This window comes from Metabacillus schmidteae (assembly GCF_903166545.1).
In the GTDB taxonomy this organism is placed as follows: domain Bacteria; phylum Bacillota; class Bacilli; order Bacillales; family Bacillaceae; genus Metabacillus; species Metabacillus schmidteae.
Window position 1 is genome coordinate 994,754 of sequence record NZ_CAESCH010000001.1, and the last position, 17,008, is coordinate 1,011,761.

General features: G+C 35.5%; 21 protein-coding genes. 13 read left to right on the forward strand and 8 right to left on the reverse strand.

All coding sequences use genetic code 11. The annotated features are described in order from the left end of the window. Nucleotides 1-19 precede the first annotated feature (19 nt). Nucleotides 20-439, forward strand: a complete 420-nt coding sequence (gene arsC / locus HWV59_RS04815) for an arsenate reductase (thioredoxin) (protein ID WP_102228224.1) — start codon at nt 20-22, stop codon at nt 437-439. Between the two features lie 60 nt (nt 440-499). Here the strand turns inward: arsC and HWV59_RS04820 are convergent, their stop codons facing one another. The 6 genes from HWV59_RS04820 to crcB all read right to left on the reverse strand — a co-directional run bounded on the left by HWV59_RS04820 (nt 500) and on the right by crcB (nt 2,917). Continuing rightward, entirely contained in the window at nt 500-895 is a 396-nt protein-coding gene (locus tag HWV59_RS04820) for an ArsI/CadI family heavy metal resistance metalloenzyme (RefSeq protein WP_175638210.1), read from the reverse strand. Between the two features lie 44 nt (nt 896-939). Continuing rightward, nucleotides 940-1,107 (reverse strand): hypothetical protein, encoded by a 168-nt coding sequence (locus HWV59_RS04825; RefSeq protein ID WP_175638211.1) that lies wholly within the window; start codon nt 1,105-1,107, stop codon nt 940-942. A 72-nt stretch (nt 1,108-1,179) separates the two neighbouring features. Then, on the reverse strand, nt 1,180-1,503 hold the full coding sequence (locus HWV59_RS04830; RefSeq protein WP_102228226.1) for an ArsR/SmtB family transcription factor: 324 nt from the start codon (nt 1,501-1,503) through the stop codon (nt 1,180-1,182). 187 nt (nt 1,504-1,690) lie between these two features. Next, complete coding sequence (locus HWV59_RS04835) at nt 1,691-2,020, reverse strand: four-helix bundle copper-binding protein (protein WP_102228227.1); 330 nt, start codon at nt 2,018-2,020, stop codon at nt 1,691-1,693. Nucleotides 2,021-2,177: 157 nt separating this feature from the next. After that, nucleotides 2,178-2,546: a fluoride efflux transporter FluC gene (locus tag HWV59_RS04840; RefSeq protein WP_102228228.1), complete on the reverse strand. Its 369-nt coding sequence runs from the start codon at nt 2,544-2,546 to the stop codon at nt 2,178-2,180. Then, entirely contained in the window at nt 2,543-2,917 is a 375-nt protein-coding gene (gene crcB / locus HWV59_RS04845; RefSeq protein WP_102228229.1) for a fluoride efflux transporter CrcB, read from the reverse strand. The genes HWV59_RS04840 and crcB overlap by 4 nt, the downstream gene beginning before the upstream one ends. 225 nt (nt 2,918-3,142) lie before the next feature. Between crcB and wrbA the strand changes: the two genes are divergently transcribed. The 7 genes from wrbA to HWV59_RS04880 all read left to right on the forward strand — a co-directional run bounded on the left by wrbA (nt 3,143) and on the right by HWV59_RS04880 (nt 8,541). Continuing rightward, a complete protein-coding gene (gene wrbA / locus HWV59_RS04850) occupies nt 3,143-3,808 on the forward strand; it encodes an NAD(P)H:quinone oxidoreductase (protein WP_102228230.1) in 666 nt (221 codons plus the stop codon). A 73-nt stretch (nt 3,809-3,881) separates the two neighbouring features. Then, nucleotides 3,882-4,733, forward strand: coding sequence for a VOC family protein (locus HWV59_RS04855; RefSeq protein WP_102228231.1), 852 nt, complete (start codon nt 3,882-3,884; stop codon nt 4,731-4,733). Between the two features lie 57 nt (nt 4,734-4,790). Beyond that, entirely contained in the window at nt 4,791-5,546 is a 756-nt protein-coding gene (locus HWV59_RS04860) for a GTP cyclohydrolase II (RefSeq protein WP_102228232.1), read from the forward strand. An 89-nt stretch (nt 5,547-5,635) separates the two neighbouring features. Beyond that, entirely contained in the window at nt 5,636-6,121 is a 486-nt protein-coding gene (locus HWV59_RS04865; RefSeq protein ID WP_102228233.1) for a PCYCGC motif-containing (lipo)protein, read from the forward strand. A 127-nt stretch (nt 6,122-6,248) separates the two neighbouring features. Beyond that, a complete protein-coding gene (locus HWV59_RS04870) occupies nt 6,249-6,443 on the forward strand; it encodes an IDEAL domain-containing protein (RefSeq protein ID WP_102228234.1) in 195 nt (64 codons plus the stop codon). 68 nt (nt 6,444-6,511) lie between these two features. Next, nucleotides 6,512-7,255, forward strand: coding sequence for a tryptophan-rich sensory protein (locus HWV59_RS04875; protein WP_102228235.1), 744 nt, complete (start codon nt 6,512-6,514; stop codon nt 7,253-7,255). A gap of 416 nt (nt 7,256-7,671) precedes the next feature. Next, nucleotides 7,672-8,541: a cation diffusion facilitator family transporter gene (locus tag HWV59_RS04880; RefSeq protein ID WP_102228236.1), complete on the forward strand. Its 870-nt coding sequence runs from the start codon at nt 7,672-7,674 to the stop codon at nt 8,539-8,541. 56 nt (nt 8,542-8,597) lie between these two features. On the opposite strand, the gene HWV59_RS04885 is transcribed toward HWV59_RS04880, so the two are convergent. Next, nucleotides 8,598-9,464, reverse strand: a complete 867-nt coding sequence (locus tag HWV59_RS04885; RefSeq protein ID WP_407941537.1) for a Cof-type HAD-IIB family hydrolase — start codon at nt 9,462-9,464, stop codon at nt 8,598-8,600. 175 nt (nt 9,465-9,639) lie between these two features. On the opposite strand from HWV59_RS04885, the gene HWV59_RS04890 reads away from it, so the two are divergent. After that, on the forward strand, nt 9,640-10,626 hold the full coding sequence (locus tag HWV59_RS04890; protein ID WP_175638213.1) for a Gfo/Idh/MocA family protein: 987 nt from the start codon (nt 9,640-9,642) through the stop codon (nt 10,624-10,626). Nucleotides 10,627-10,814: 188 nt separating this feature from the next. On the opposite strand, the gene HWV59_RS04895 is transcribed toward HWV59_RS04890, so the two are convergent. Then, entirely contained in the window at nt 10,815-11,732 is a 918-nt protein-coding gene (locus tag HWV59_RS04895; protein ID WP_175638214.1) for an ArsR/SmtB family transcription factor, read from the reverse strand. A 334-nt stretch (nt 11,733-12,066) separates the two neighbouring features. Between HWV59_RS04895 and HWV59_RS04900 the strand changes: the two genes are divergently transcribed. From HWV59_RS04900 to arfA, 4 genes are all read left to right on the forward strand, one after another. Next, on the forward strand, nt 12,067-13,374 hold the full coding sequence (locus HWV59_RS04900; protein WP_175638215.1) for an ABC transporter substrate-binding protein: 1,308 nt from the start codon (nt 12,067-12,069) through the stop codon (nt 13,372-13,374). 215 nt (nt 13,375-13,589) lie between these two features. Further along, a complete protein-coding gene (locus HWV59_RS04905; protein ID WP_175638216.1) occupies nt 13,590-14,537 on the forward strand; it encodes a carbohydrate ABC transporter permease in 948 nt (315 codons plus the stop codon). Between the two features lie 3 nt (nt 14,538-14,540). After that, nucleotides 14,541-15,389: a carbohydrate ABC transporter permease gene (locus HWV59_RS04910; protein ID WP_102228242.1), complete on the forward strand. Its 849-nt coding sequence runs from the start codon at nt 14,541-14,543 to the stop codon at nt 15,387-15,389. A 36-nt stretch (nt 15,390-15,425) separates the two neighbouring features. Next, complete coding sequence (gene arfA, locus HWV59_RS04915; protein WP_175638217.1) at nt 15,426-16,937, forward strand: arabinosylfuranosidase ArfA; 1,512 nt, start codon at nt 15,426-15,428, stop codon at nt 16,935-16,937. Nucleotides 16,938-17,008 lie beyond the last annotated feature (71 nt).

Consider the following 17,008-nt stretch of genomic DNA (forward strand, 5'->3'; position numbering starts at 1 on the left):
TTAAAAAGGAGCTATTAACATGTCAAAAAAAACAATCTACTTCTTATGTACTGGAAATTCTTGCAGAAGCCAAATGGCAGAGGGATGGGCTAAAAAACACTTAGGTAATGAGTGGGAAGTAAAAAGTGCTGGTTTAGAAGCACACGGTTTAAATCCAAATGCAGTTAAAGCAATGAAAGAGACTGGAATTGATATTTCGAATCAAACTTCAGATGTAATTGATCCGGAAATTCTAAATAATGCTGATTTAGTTGTAACCCTTTGTGGTCATGCAGCAGACAATTGCCCTGTGACTCCTCCACATATTAAACGAGTACACTGGGGATTTGATGATCCGGCAAAAGCAGAAGGTACAGATGAAGAAAAATGGACGTTCTTCCAGCGTGTACGTGATGAAATCGGAGAAAGAATTGAACGTTTCGCAAAAACTGGAGAATAATATAAAAAGCCGTGAGACTTCTCGCGGCTTTTCTTATACCCTTCTTCGGATAAGTAAGTATTAATCACAACAAGTATCAATGGTATCGACTTCAGTATCTTCTTTAGTCAAGAAAAATTCCCATTCGTGGCCATCAGGATCTGTAATCCAAAATTTATCTTGTCTAGCATAACAACATGTTGTATCACTTTCATTACGTGAAAAAAACCCTTCCTTTTCAAGCCTTTCTTTGTGTTTTTTTAACTCATCTGTACTAAATACTTGAAAACCAAAATGATTAATTTGATTTCCCTCTACACGATCTACTGGTCGTAGCGTAAAGTTTAACCCCGGGTCCTCTAACATAAACTTCACATAATCTTGTTTTACTTTTGCCGGTTTTGCACCAAATAACTTTGAATAAAAGGCAAGGGAAGCATCTAAATTTGTTACATTTAAACCAATATGAATGTTCATATTTCATTCCTCCTAAGAGTCTATTTAGTCATTAATTCTAGGATTTAACAACAAGCTGTTTGACAACAGGTCATTTCAATTGATTTAGTTTCTACATCATGAATTATTTTACTTTTATCTTTTTTGGTTAAAGGAATTGAAAAAGAAATTAATTCGTTCATTTCCTTTTGTTTTAATTTTGAAAGCATATAAAGTTCATAATCATTAAACATAATCTTCCTCCTAAAACAAATTATTTTGATATATTAATCAAAAAAAATTGATATAATGAAGAAAAAATTTTATCAGCAAGTAGGCCTAAATAGACAACAAAGCTCTGCTGATAATAGGTGATTGACTTCATCGAGATTAAGCTTGTAATAATTCCATGTACCTCTGGTTTCTCTTATAATGAGGTTGGCATCCAAAAGTATTTTTAAATGATAAGACAACTTTGATTGTGTCATGTTTACCATTGGAGCTAGATCATTAACATTAATTTCACCTTTTTGTGTAAGAAGGTTCATAATTTGAAGTCTCTTTTTATCAGCAATGGCTTTGAATTTTCCCTCATACATTTCAAAGGTTTTCTCTAAGGACACATCTTGGAAGTTAATTTCCTGTTTCATAAAGTACACCTTTTCTATATCAATTTTTTTTGATATTTAAACTATATATCCATATTTTTCTTTTGTCAATAATTGATGTAAGAATAAGCTAAAATGTGAAGGATTTAAATCTGTAATAAAAAGCCACTGAATTTTCAGTGACTTTTTTCATTTAAACTAAATTTTTTAAGCCTATCTCTTGTCTTACTTACGAAGCCATTTTGCGGCATGCTTCTGCACATTTAAAGCAAGACTCAGCACAATTTTTGCAATGATCATGTTCATGTTTCTGACACTCTTGTCCACATGCCTCACATATATCAGCACATAGTTTACAAATTTGTTCAGCAAAAGGACTATTAGATTGCATCGCTTTTACTGCAAAACTACAAATATCAGCACATTCCCGATCGAGACGAATACAGTTTGCCATCATTTTGACATCTTCTTCTTTAAGGCATGCATGATAACAAGTATTACAAGCCTCCATACATTCTAAGCATGCCTGAATACAATCCTTATATTGTTGGTTTAACATAGAACAATACCTCCTTATTTTCTTTACATTATAAGTAGTACCCGTCCATTTTTTAGAAAAAACGTACTTTATCAAACTCCTTAAAATCTGCACATGGTAACTAGCAGCAAACAACGTTGTATATGGGAAACCGGAACATTCATCAGTAATATGGAATTCACTGATAAACATTACCGATCAGATAACCTACATATGCGAGAAAAATACCAATAACATAGGTTGTGACTGTATAAAGAAAAAAACCCTTTTTATGATTATTGACATTCATTTGTGTCATTTCCAGCTTTAAGGTAGAAAATGTTGTAAATGCTCCCATAAACCCAGTTCCGAACAAAAGGACAATCATGATATCTGCTTTAACTCCACTAATAAAGCCTAAAAGAAATGATCCTAGTAAATTCACTGTAAGAGTCCCTATCGGAAGTATCCATGATGATTTATTGTTTAGATGCTTACTGACTGTATATCGAGCTATTGATCCAAGAAAACCACCAATCCCGACCAATAAAATGTGTGTAGCTGTCACGACTGCTTTACCTCCTTATTTACACGAAACCCTATTCTGCTCATTGCTAATCCACCAATAAAACTTATAAGCACATAAAGGAAGCCAAATAAAAAATCGCCATCTTGAAACAGTTCTACGGTTTCAATGCTAAGTGTTGAAAAAGTTGTAAAAGATCCTACAAATCCTGTTCCAATTGCAGTTGCAACATCTGGTGGGACTGTGATTCTCCTAAATAGATTCGTTGTTAACCACGCTAATAGAAAACTTCCAATTAAATTTATGAGTAATGTTGCATAAGGGAATGAACTCTCTGTAAATAATGAAATCCCAATTACATACCTTAAAATAGCTCCTAAAGCTCCGGCAATGCCAACCAAAACATAGATCATAACATATGGAACCCCCTAAATATCTTCATATCTCATTATACAGATTGTGGAACGGAGGGACAGGTTCTCTGTCCCATTTTGGGACAAGGAACCTCCGTTCCAATGTTGACAATTGAAAAATACTTAGATATAATAAATCTCGAATTAAGAATAAATTATTTAAATATATATGATTTATAACTATAGTGCTTGGGTATAATTAAGTATGGAGTCAGGTGGGGTAATATGAGTTTTTTATCTAGATTGTTTAATAAAGAACCGAAAAAGGAGATGGAACAAATGTCAAATGTGAAACTAGCCGTTATTTATTACAGTTCTTCAGGTACAAACTATCAATTAGCTCAATGGGCTGAGGAAGGTGCAAAAGATGCTGGTGCTGAGGTAAAAGTGTTGAAGGTACCGGAAACAGCTCCACAATCTGCAATTGAATCTAATCCTGTTTGGAAAAAGCATCACGAAGAAACGAGTAATGTCCCTGAAGTAACATTAGATGACCTTGAGTGGGCAGATGCGATTATCTTCAGTGTTCCAACTCGTTTTGGTAACATGCCATCTCAAATGAAAGCATTCCTGGATACAACAGGTGGTCTGTGGTTCAACGGAAAGCTCGTTAATAAAGTTGTAAGTGCGATGGCTTCTGCTCAAAATCCTCATGGTGGACAGGAAGCAACTATTTTATCACTTTACACAACAATGTATCACTGGGGAGCACTAGTAGCGGCACCTGGTTATACAGATCCTGTAACATTTGCTGCCGGTGGAAATCCTTATGGAACAAGTGTAACAGTAGATCAGGACGGCAACATGATTGAAGATGTTCAAGCTGCTGTTAAACACCAGGCAAAACGCACAGTTTCCGTAGCAGAAATGGTGAAAAAGAGTCAAAATTAAGTAAATTAAATTGATAGGGGACTATCCCGGAGTTGATGTCCGGGGTAGTCCCTTTTTGAAGGGAAGGAACATAATGTCTTTTCATAGGAAGCCAAACGTATATGTATCAAAGCTGAACTTAAAAGTACTGGATTTAATAAGATCTTTAGCATTTTATCAAGATATACTAGGATTTCAAATTCTTGAGAAATCAGAGAAACGAGCCATTTTAACAGCAGATGGAAAAACGGCACTGTTAGAAATTGAACAACCAGATGATGTGATTCCGAAACAACCGAGAACAACAGGCTTATATCATTTCGCATTATTACTGCCATCACGCTCTGACCTGGGAAGTGTATTAAAACACCTGTTGAAACTAAAGTACCCCCTGCAAGGAGGATCTGATCATCTTGTAAGTGAAGCTCTTTATCTGGCAGATCCTGATGGCAATGGTATTGAACTATATGTTGACCGTTCTCCATCACAGTGGAAGTGGAATAATGGTGAAGTAGAAATGTCAACAGATCCGATTGATGTTGATGGGTTATTAGCAGAAGGTCGGAGTGAATGGAATAAACTTCCTGAAGACACAATCATGGGGCATATTCATCTACATGTATCAGAGCTTGAAAAAATAAAGGAATTCTATTGCCAAGGTCTTGGTTTTGAAGTTGTGTGCAACTATGGAAATCAAGCGTTGTTTATTTCTTCAGGAGGATATCATCATCATATCGGATTAAACGTCTGGAATGGGATCGGTGCTCCTCAGCCTTCAGAAAAAAGTGTTGGTTTAATTGATTATACAATCGTGTACCCGAATGAAAAGGAAAGAGATAACGCATCTCAAAGACTGCAGGAATCAGGCTATAATGTGGCAATAGAACAAGAAATATATGTAACGAAGGATCCATCCGGTAATAAAATCCACCTCATCGTTAATTGATCGTATTAAAATGTCTCCTCTTAACACAAAATAGGATCATAAAGGAGGAAGACGTAGTTGACACAAACAAAATTAAAATCAAATATCATAGCCTTGCTTCAAGATAAAATACAGCTTATAAAAACGCAAAAGAGTGCAATCTATTTAGTAGGGCCAATTCGACTTCCTGTAAATTTATTTGAAGAAACAATTGAATTTCATTGGTACTGCTGGTTAAATTGTGATGAAGTAACAGAAAACTATGAAAAGATTATTGATAAACTATCTGCTATTAATTTAGCTGAGCTTCAGCAATCAAGTGTTTTAGTTTATGGAGACTTTAAAGATGAAGAAGAAGCACTTATAAGAATGCATTCTATTTGTCATACAGGTGATATTTTTGGGAGTAAACGATGTGATTGCGGTTTTCAATTAAAGCAATCAATGAAAATGATCGTTGACCATGGAACAGGTGCTTTATTTTATTTAGCCAATCATGAAGGGAGAGGGATCGGCTTATTTAGTAAGGCGATGGCCTATATCCTTCAGGAAAATGGATATGATACTGTAGAAGCAAATGAAAACCTGGGCTTTGTTGATGATTCAAGAAATTATGAAGATGCAATACATGTATTGAAAGCATTGCGCTCAAAACCAGTCACACTCATTACAAATAACCCGAAAAAGCTGGAAGCATTAAAAGCATCAGGATTATATGTTTCAGAACGAAAACCGTTATGGGGCGATCGATCTGAGTATAACGAGAAATATTTGCAAACGAAAATTACGAGATCAGGTCATTTCGGTCATGACAATACCTGTACAAATGATTAAGATGTAAAGGGACAGATTTTTTTAACCTGTCCTTTTTTGTTATGGTAAAATATCTGTTGTACAGGTCATATTTTGAGAGGAGTAAATTCATGCGAAAAAGGAACATAATGGTGTTCGCCTTATTAGGTGGAGTCCTCACAGCATGTTCAAGTCCTGGTGGACATGATGCTTCTCATGATCAACATGAGGGACATGAAGTGGTAAGTGATATTCGTGAGGAAACGTCGAGTATAGAGGTCTTACCTGCTTTTTTATCTGAAAAAACAGAAGATATGCAAACAATCTATCAAGCAGCAGCCGGGCACAGAGAATTACTGGAAAATATGCCTTGTTATTGCGGTTGTGGCGAAACAGCGAACCATACAAGCAATTATGATTGTTTCATCTATGAAAATAAAGAAAATGGTGCGATCGTTTGGGATGATCATGGGACGAAATGTGGTGTCTGCTTAGAAATAGCAGCACAATCGATTTTGGATTATCAAGAAGGTAAATCGATAAAAGAAATACGAGCTAAAATCGATAACAAGTACAAAGAGGGCTATGCTGAGCCAACCCCAACTCCGGAAATCTAATTCCATTTATAATAAAATGCCTTACCTCCTTAGTATTTAAGGAGGTAAGGCGTTTTTATTTTTGTCTATGTTTTGAATACAGTAAAAAAGGGTTAATTTAATAAAAAGGGTCAAGGAGATGATTTTTATGAAAAAGGATAGTTTCGATTCAACACAACCTGAATTAAAAGTCATAGATACTCTAGTTGCTGAAATGGTGATAGACAATGCTATACAGCATTTCCGAAAAGAGAAAATACAACAGAAAATTGACCAATCCTTACGAGATAAAAACAAAATGGAATTTTTGCGGTTAACAGAAAAGTTAAAAGACATTTCTTAATTGTGATGTAAACACGAAAACAAAAATATATCAAACCATCTATTCCTTTTTTAGAAAGGAGAACATTGTTGAATTCTTTTCGTTTTTACAGGATGTTAAATGTCATTGGAATAATCATTGTTTTAACAGTGAATTATTTAGCAAATGCATTGCCGATAGGTGGTCAAACAACAGGAGAAGTTTCAGACAAAGTCTTTACACTTTTTACACCTGCTGGATATGCGTTCGCTATTTGGGGATTGATTTATTTTCTTTTGATCATATGGGTTGCTCGTCAATTTTTTACAAATGATGTTCAAAAAGAGAACTATCGAAAAATTGGTGTTTGGTTCTTTTTAAATGCCATACTTAATAGCTTATGGGTAATTGTGTTTCAATACGAATACTTTAATATATCGATTTTCATAATGATCGGGATTTTACTTACACTCATTATAATCTATAGAATCATTCAACATTTGCATAATGTAACCTGGTTTATGAGGTTTCCATTTTCCATCTATATTGGCTGGATCTCAGTAGCCACCATTGTCAATGTATTTGTTATTTTTGAAGCAAACGGTATTGAACAGTTGTTTGGGATAAATGAACAAGGATGGGCAATGGTTATACAGATTTGCGGAGCCGTACTTGGCGTAATATTGACGTTAACGCAAAATGATATCACGTATTCTCTAGTTTTTATTTGGGCATACAACGCCATTTTGATGGAACAGCGTGACTATCCAACTATTGTTACAACAAGTATGGCGGCAGTGGTAATACTTGTTATTGGAATTGTGATACAGATAATAAAGAGAATAAGGAAGTGAGGAAAGCGAGCTGATGGTATGTGTCAACTCGCTTTTTTTGAAGCCTGGATGCAAGCGGACGAAAGAGATATTTCCTATGGGAAATAGCAGAGTGTAGACAAACTCCTTTTTCAAAAATTCATCTGAAGAAAAAGGGGTTTTGTTTCTTTTTCAGTTGCATATTTGGTGGTTTCTGTTGCGAAACAACACCATATATTGATAGGTTAGTAATTATAAAAAACGGCTACCGACTTTGTCGACAGCCTGATATTTCCTATGGAAAATAGTTTGTTTACCCTCCGCCGATAAATTGCCTCAGTTCAACTTAGTTGTACACTACTTATTAAGTAAAATACATACAAAAAGATTGCTCTAGACCCACCCGTTTTCTCTCTGATATTATAGTCAAGGCAAATGAGTGTGGGAGGCCTTAAAAAGTGGAAGAACAAAAATACAGTGATCTTAAATTAGGGGAACGTGGTGCAATCATAAGTATCGTCGCCTATATTTGTCTGTCTATCTTAAAATTGATTATTGGATATATGAGTGATTCAGCTGCATTAAGAGCAGATGGTTTAAATAATACAACAGATATTATCGCATCGATTGCTGTACTTATTGGATTAAAGCTTTCACAAAGACCTCCCGATGAAAATCATAGATATGGTCATTGGAAAAGTGAGACAATTGCATCAATGGTTGCATCTTTTATTATGGCAACGGTCGGTCTACAAGTTTTAATTGATGCATGTACAGGGCTGGTTCAAGGAAGAGATGAATCACCTGATATACTGGCAGCTTATGTAGGTATTTTTTCAGCAATCGTTATGTATCTAGTCTATCTGTATAATAAAAAGTTAGCGATGAAAATTAATAGCAAGGCTGTTATGGCAGCTGCAAAAGATAATATATCTGATGCATGGGTAAGTATAGGGACTGCAATCGGAATCTTCGGGTCTCAATTTAACATGCCATGGATTGATACGATTACGGCTATTGTGGTAGGAATAATAATTTGTAAAACAGCATTTGATATTTTCATGCAAGCTTCACACGAATTATCAGATGGATTTGATGAGAAGAAATTACAAGTTTATGACCAGCAAATAAGAAAAGTTGATGGTGTGAAAGGTATCAAGCAGATTAAAGCAAGAAGTTACGGAAACAATGAAGTGGTAGATGTTGTGATCTTAGTGAATTCTAAACTTGATATAACGGAAGCCCATGATATAGCTACTCGGGTTGAAAAAGTCATGAGGAATGATTACGGGGTGTACGATGTCCATGTTCATGTTGAGCCTAACTAGTAGTGGCTCATTAATAAAAGAAAGGAGCTAACAACATGCTTGTTAGCTCCTTTCTTTTAATTCTTTTCTAAAACATACTTTTCAATCGCATGTGCAACACCATGCTCATTATTTGTAAGTGTGACGACATCTGCCATTTTTTTGATCGTAGGGTCGCCATTTCCCATTGCAACGGATAATCCGGCTGCTTCAAGCATTGGGACATCATTAAAGTTATCTCCGATTGCCACTGTGTCTTCAATAGGGATATTAAAGTATTCTGCCATCACACGGATTCCGTTTCCTTTATGGCCGTTCGTGTCCATGATCTCAATATTGAATGGACCAGAGGTTGTGATAGAAATACCTTCAGTGACGTTTAGAGCTGCAATTAATTCATCTTTACCGGAGATGGTTGGAATAAAGAACTTTTGAACTGTAATGTCTTCAATCTTAAGTACATCCCCAAGATCTTCAAATATTTTAATAGTATCCGTTTCTTTTGGCTGCTCTGTCATAAGCTTATATTCTTTTTCAGTTAGATGGTTCAGTACATCTTTGTTTTTCTCTAAGAAAGAAAGCATACGCTCAGACCAAGTAGAAGCAACAAAAATGCCTTTGTTTGTATAAAGTTTAAAAGGATATTGTTTTTCATTCAGAATGGTAGCAACATGTTGAACAGTTTCCTTTTGAATAGAAATTTGGCTTAAGAGCTTATCATCTGCAATAACCATTGTACCGTTACTGCCTGCAACTGGACATTGAAGGGGTGTTTTGCTTATTACATTTTTAATATCCTCTGGAGCACGACCGGAACAAATCATCACGATATGACCAGCTTCTTGAGCTGCTTGAATAGCTTTGACATTTTCTTTGGAAATGTCAATGTTGGAGGATAATAAAGTTCCATCAAGGTCTATTGCAATTAGTTTTTTCATCATCATTACTCCTTTGTAAAAACTTATCTATGTATTTCCATATCTTCACTCAATTATCTATTATGACATACTTTACACAAATTCATTAGAAAAACGTTTGAAAAATGGCAAATGCTTTTTCTTTTTAGAAAAAAAAGATATACTTGCTCGTAGAATAACTTTCTTTTGGAGGTAGAATGAAATGGTTAGATTCGGTATTATCGGAACAAATTGGATAACAGAACGTTTTCTTGAAGCAGCAAGTAAGATAGAAGATTTCAAACTTACAGCTGTTTATTCGAGAACAAGTGAAAAAGCTGGTGAGTTTGCTAGTAAATTTGGAGCGGAATATACATACACAGACTTAAATGAGTTTGTGAGCAGTCCTGAATTTGATGCGGTCTATATTGCAAGTCCAAATTCACTACATGCATCCCAAGCTATTTTTTGTATGCAAAATGGCAAGCATGTTATTTGTGAAAAGCCGATGGCATCCAATGCAGATGAAGTAAGTAAAATGATTGCAGCTGCTAAGGAGAATAATGTGGTCTTAATGGAAGCCTTAAAAACAACACAATTACCTAACTTCCTAGCTATAAAAGAGAATTTACATAAAATTGGCAAGGTGAGAAGATACTTTGCAAGCTATTGCCAATACTCTTCACGTTATGATAAATACAAGGAAGGAACTGTGTTAAACGCTTTTAAACCAGAGTTTTCGAATGGATCATTAATGGATATTGGTATTTATTGTGTGTATCCAGCAGTGGCATTATTCGGTGAGCCGAAGGAGGTAAAAGCATCCAGTTACATGCTGGAGTCGGGTGTGGACGGAGAAGGAAGTCTTTTGCTTACATATGACGAAATGGATGCTGTTATCATGTATTCTAAAATAACAAATTCTTATGTGCCTTCCGAAATTCAAGGGGAGAACGGCAGCATCATCATTGATAAAATTCATACACCTGAAAGTGTAAAAATACAGTACAAAGACGGCACAGTTGAAGACATTACAAGAGAGCAAGTTTCGGAGAGCATGTATTATGAGGCGAAAGAATTTATTTCTTTAGTTTCTCAAAATAAACAACAATCTGAACTTAATTCTCATCAAAATTCATTCATAACAGCAAATATTTTAGGAGCAGCTCGTAAGCAAATAGGGCTTGTTTATCCAGCTGACCAAAAATAAAGCAGAGGGACTAATAGGACAGCCCCATTAACGAAATAATGGAAATCCAAGAAAGCTTAGATTTTAATTTTCCACCATAGTTTTTTATCATCTTTTGCGCGGATCAAAGACCAGTAAGATTAAGGGGGTTGTCTAAATGGAGACGGCCCTCACTCTATATTACGAATTATCCTGAGGATTAGATTGTATTATTTCTTCACTTCATATAAAACCCGAGCGATAATATCATGATTAAAATTTCCGAATTTTTCCCCGAAGAGTGTTAAACCTCCACCACCCTTTTCGTTATCGAAAACAGCAAGCTTTAATTTAATATCAGACTTCATGTTTAATTGAATATCGGAAATGGTCACATTTGAGATGCGGCATCCATCAATAAAGGAGCCTTCTTTGTTAATTCGGAGTAATTTCGCTTTACCATATTGATTAAGATGTCCCGGCCACCAATTAGGATTATTATCTCCTCTTACCTCACCGTAGTCACCGGGGGATGTCCAAAAACCTAATTCAATATTATTAATGTAAAAGTAAATATTAGAAGGCCATTCGTCACTGTAACCAGGGGCTTCAGAGCTTAACTCAAAAATAAATTGTAATTCGCTGAATTCTTCACTTCGTTTTAGGTAATTTGGTATACGGTATTCAAGAAAACCATTATTCAGCCAAATAATTTCTGCATTGATATGATCCGGGTCAGCAAAGTAACGTGGATCGTCAAACTCTCCGATTATACTATCTTTTGTGGCTAAACCACAGGTAGGCTCTGCATGATAATCACAATAATGACCAATCTTAATCTCATATTCATACGAGTGCCCAATTTCTTCTTTGTTTTGTAACTCCACTGTTAGTATATCCTCGTTCAGATAGCACATTTTTTGGATGCCATGCTTTCCAACAGTTGTTGTAATATCAATAATACCGCTGTCTTCCAGCTTTTTTATATGCATCGTAACGGCACCATTTGTTAAATTTAATTTCTCAGCTAGATCATTTAAATTTAAACTGTCGTATTTGTTTAGAAGGTTTATAATTTCAATCCGAGTTTCGGAACTTAACGCTTTAAATATATTTAACCCTGAATGTAGATCCTTAATATGAATCAATGACGAATCCCCCTTTTTTACCAACATTTATATTATTTTAGTTCATTATAAAATAAATAAAAGATGATTAGAAGCAGTTTGTTTTATATTTACCTAAAATAAATTTCATTACATAATTTAATATGCTAATAGTACTGAAAATACTGGTATTATAATGAATTAAGTCTATTTATTAACTAATTAGTAAAAGAAAACGCATACATTTTCCTGTTGACAATAAAAATATTGATAATTTATTATAAAAACATAAAATGTTTTAGCATTTTCTAAAACATAATATCATAGGCTTTATCCTGAAAAGGTTAAGCATATATCAAACACAAGGGGGAGAAAGATGAAAAAGCATCTGTTTGTATTATTGTCTATGATTCTCGCATTTTCAGTCATCTTAGTAGGTTGTTCTGGGGATAAAACATCTAACGAAGGTGGTAGTGAAAGTGGAGGTAACGGAAATGAGTTAGAACTTTGGACATTTAACGAATTACATGGTAAGTATTATGAATTCATGGCGGAAGAATGGAACAAAGCAAACCCTGATAATCAAATTTCATTAAAAGCAAATGTTTACCCTTTTGATGACATGCATAACAAATTATTAGTAGCTCTTCAATCTGGTAAAGGGGCTCCGGATATTGCCGATATTGAGGTGGGGAAATTTCCGAATTTCTTAAAAGGTCAGCCTCAACTATTATCATTAAATGATGTAGTAGAACCGGAAGAAGGACAAATCGTTCAATCAAGATTAGACATTTACTCTAAAGAAGGAGAATATTACGGATTACCTTTCCACGTCGGAGCTGCAGTCATTTACTATAATAAAGAAATTTTAGATAAAGCTGGTGTGAATCCTGATGATATTAAAACATGGGATGATTACGCAAAAGCAGGTAAGACAGTTTTAGAAAAAACAGGTGTTCCAATGACAACGGTTGAAACAACTGATCATTGGTCATTATGGCCGCAAGTTGCACAATTAGAAGGATCTGATGATTTACTAGATGAGAATGGTGAACCGAATTTAGATGATCCAAGAATTCTAGAAATCTTAAAATATCAACAAAATCTAGTGAAAGATGGCATTGCGGAAGTAGTTTCTGGAAATGGCCATCATTCAGAAGAATATTACGGCCTCATGAACAATGGTGGTGCTGCATCTGTTTGGATGCCAATGTGGTATATGGGGAGATTTACAGATTATATGCCTGACTTAAAAGGGAAAATCGTCATTAAGCCAATGCCGGCTTGGGAAGAGGGAGGCCCTCGCTCAGCAGGTATGGGTGGTACAGGTACAACTGTAACGGCTCAAGCTGAAAATCCTGATTTAGCGAAAGAGTTCATTGCTTTTGCCAAATTATCAAAAGAAGGAAATATCCAATTGTGGAAACAGCTTGGATTTGACCCTCCACGAAGTGAAGTATGGGATCTACCTGAATTAAAAGAAGAAAATAAGTTTACTGAATATTTTGGACCGGATATTTTTGATACGTTAATTGAAGTAAAAGATGAAATTGAAGGCGTTAACATCGGAGAAAAAACACCAACTGTGATGGAAGTCATTGACACCCAAGTATTATTCCGCATACTACAGGATCAAGAAGATCCTGAGAAGGTACTTAAAGAAGCACAAGATCAGGTGAAATAATCACATAATAAGGGACTGGCATGAAATAGGGTCAGATCTCTCCCCTAAAGATATAGGATTCTTTATACTATCAAAAAGTATATAAATTTTATGGGTGATAGTATAAGAAAAACTGAGGCTTTCGCCATTAGACCTTGATGACAAGCCAAGTTTTTCTAATATCTTTAGGGGGGAGTCACTCTATAACGTCAACCTTTTACAAGGGAGGTATTTCGATGGCGAATAGCAACTTAAATATTCGCAATAATCAATCTATAGAAGTTGGAAGGAAGAAGAAGCTTTCAAACCTTCTTTACTCACAAAAGATTGCACCGTATTTCTTTGTTTTACCTTTTCTTTTATCTTTTGCAATATTCTTTGCTTATCCGGTCGTTTCTACTGTTGTCATGAGTTTTCAAGAGGTATTACCTGGCCAGGTGACATTTATTGGTTTTCAAAACTATCAAGAATTACTGAATCCGATTTTCTTTAAAGCTCTTCAGAACAGCACTGTATATACAGCACTGACCTTATTAGTTCTTATACCGATACCACTTTTATTAGCGGTGTTCTTAAACTCTAAGATCATGGTTTTAAAGAATTTCTTTAGATCAGTCATCTTTATTCCTGCGTTAACATCTGTTGTTGTTGCCGGTATTATCTTTCGATTAATTTTTGGTTCACAAGATGGGGCCCTACTAAACTCTATTATCGGTGTCTTCGGAATGGACCCAAAAGAGTGGCTGAATAATGCCGGGTTAAGTATGTTTGCTTTGGTTGTTTTAGCCACCTGGAAATGGATGGGGATAAACCTTCTCTACTTTTTGGCGGGGTTACAAAATATACCTAAGGAATTGTATGAGGCAGCGGATGTTGATGGTGCTTCTACTTGGAAGAAGTTTACGAATGTAACAGTGCCATTATTAAAACCGATCACGATTTATGTATTTACGATTAGTATTTATGGCGGTTACTCAATGTTTGCGGAGAGTTATATGCTTTATGGCAGTAATAATTCACCTAACAATATGGGATTAACAATTGTCGGCTACTTGTATCGTAATGGTATTGAGCAAAATAATTTAGGATTTGGTTCAGCAGTTGGGATTACATTATTACTCGTTACCTTTGTGATTACAATGATTCAGCTATCATTATCTGGGATGTTCAAGAAGGAGGGATAATGGATGAAAACAAAGCAACGAAAAAAATGGAAACTGTCAACAATTATTCTACTCATTGTTTTTATAGCCATCTCAATATTTGCTTTATTTCCTTTACTAGCTATCACTTTAGCATCCTTTAAACCATCTCAAGAGATTATGAGATTTGGGTTGAATTTAAAATTACAGCCTGAGGTTTTATCTTTTGATAACTATGCCTTTATTTTTTCAGGAGCTTCTGATTATTTTATTTGGTATAAAAATAGTATTCTTATTACCATTGTTTCCACAGTGCTATGCCTCTTATTAACTTGTATGGTTGGGTATGGTCTTGCAGTATATGACTTTAAATTTAAAAACTTAATCTTTGGAATGGTACTCGTGATCATGATGGTCCCGGTGGAAATTATTATGCTTCCTTTATATAAGCTAACAATGAGTTTAGGATTAATGGATACATTAGTAGGGGCATTTCTACCATTCATAGTAGCACCAATTCCTATCTTTTTCTTTAGACAATATGCAAGTGGATTACCTAGAGATTTACTAGACGCAGCAAGGGTAGATGGTTCCACAGAATTAGGGATTTTCTTCCGTGTTATGATGCCGCTAATGCTGCCTGCTTTCTCATCAATGGCAATATTACAGGCTTTAGCTAGCTGGAATAACTTCTTATGGCCGCTAATTGTATTAAGATCAAGTGAAAAACTTACGTTACCAATTGGATTATCTACCTTATTAACTCCTTATGGAAATAACTACGATGTATTAATAGCTGGTTCTGTTTTGGCTATCATTCCAATTCTGATCGTATTTATTTTCTTCCAACGATACTTTATTGAAGGTATGACAGCTGGAGGAGTAAAGGGTTAATTACTATAAAATTACTTAAAAATGGGGGAATTAAGCATGACATTAAAAGCGAGAATGGTTGTAGACAAGGACTTTAAAATATCGGATGTAGATTCCAGAATTTATGGGTCATTTATTGAACACTTAGGTCGTGCTGTGTATGGTGGTGTTTATGAGCCGGATCACCCGCTTGCTGATGAAAATGGTTTCCGTAAAGATGTTATTGACTTAGTAAAAGAATTAGATGTACCAATTATTCGATATCCCGGCGGGAACATGGTGTCAGGATATAACTGGGAAGATGGCGTAGGGCCAAGAGCAGAACGACCAAAACGATTGGAACTAGCTTGGAGAACAATTGAAACAAATGAAATTGGAACGAATGAGTTTGTCGATTGGACGAAAAAGGTCAATTCAGAAGTAATGATGGCGGTCAACCTGGGTACGAGAGGAATTGATGCGGCAAGAAACCTAGTAGAGTACTGTAATCACCCGAGTGGTACTTATTATAGTGATCTACGAAAACAACACGGTTATAAGGAACCTCATAAAATTAAAACATGGTGTTTAGGGAATGAAATGGATGGCCCTTGGCAAATCGGTCATAAAACAGCTGAAGAATACGGAAGACTTGCTGTTGAAACAGCAAAGGCGATGAAATGGGTGGACCCAACGATTGAACTTGTTGCTTGCGGAAGCTCAAATACATCAATGCCTACATTCCCACAATGGGAAGCAACAACACTTGAGCATACGTATGAAGCTGCAGACTATATTTCATTACACCAATATTACGGAAACAGAAATAATGATACAGCCAGCTATCTAGCATATTCAATGGATATGGATCACTTCATTAAAACAATCATTTCGACATGTGACTATATTAAAGCGAAAAAACGCAGCAAGAAAACAATGTATTTAAGCTTTGATGAATGGAATGTTTGGTTCCACTCAAATGAAGCTGACAAAAAAATCGAGCCTTGGTCAATCGCACCGCCTCAATTAGAGGATGTTTACAATTTTGAAGATGCATTGTTAGTAGGAAGCATGCTAATGACAATGCTAAAGCACTCAGATCGTGTAAAAATGGCTTGTATGGCACAGCTGGTAAATGTTATTGCTCCAATTATGACCAATAATAAAGGTGGAGCTTGGAAGCAAACAATCTTTTATCCATATCAGCATGTATCAATGTACGGACGTGGTGTTGCGTTACAACCGGTTATTTCTTCACCAAAATATGATTCCAAGGAATTTACAGATGTTCCTTACTTAGATTCAATTGCTGTTCATAATCCGGAAAAAGAAGAGCTTACGATTTTTGCTTTAAATCGTAGTCTGGAAGAAAGCTTATCGTTAGAGTGTGATGTCCGCAGCTTCTCTGATTATCAAATTATTGAACATATTGTTTTAGAAAATGAAGATCTAAAGGCTGTTAATACATTAGAAGAACAGGCTGTTGCTCCACACAACAGAGGGAAAGCTGTTCTTGAAGGCGGTAACGTGGTAGCTCCGTTATCTAAACATTCGTGGAACGTAATTCGTTTAGGGTTAAAGAAATCCTAAAAAAAATTTACTGGAATAGCTGTCGTGAACATCGACAGCTATTTTCTTAGAAGTTACTTATTTTGAATGTT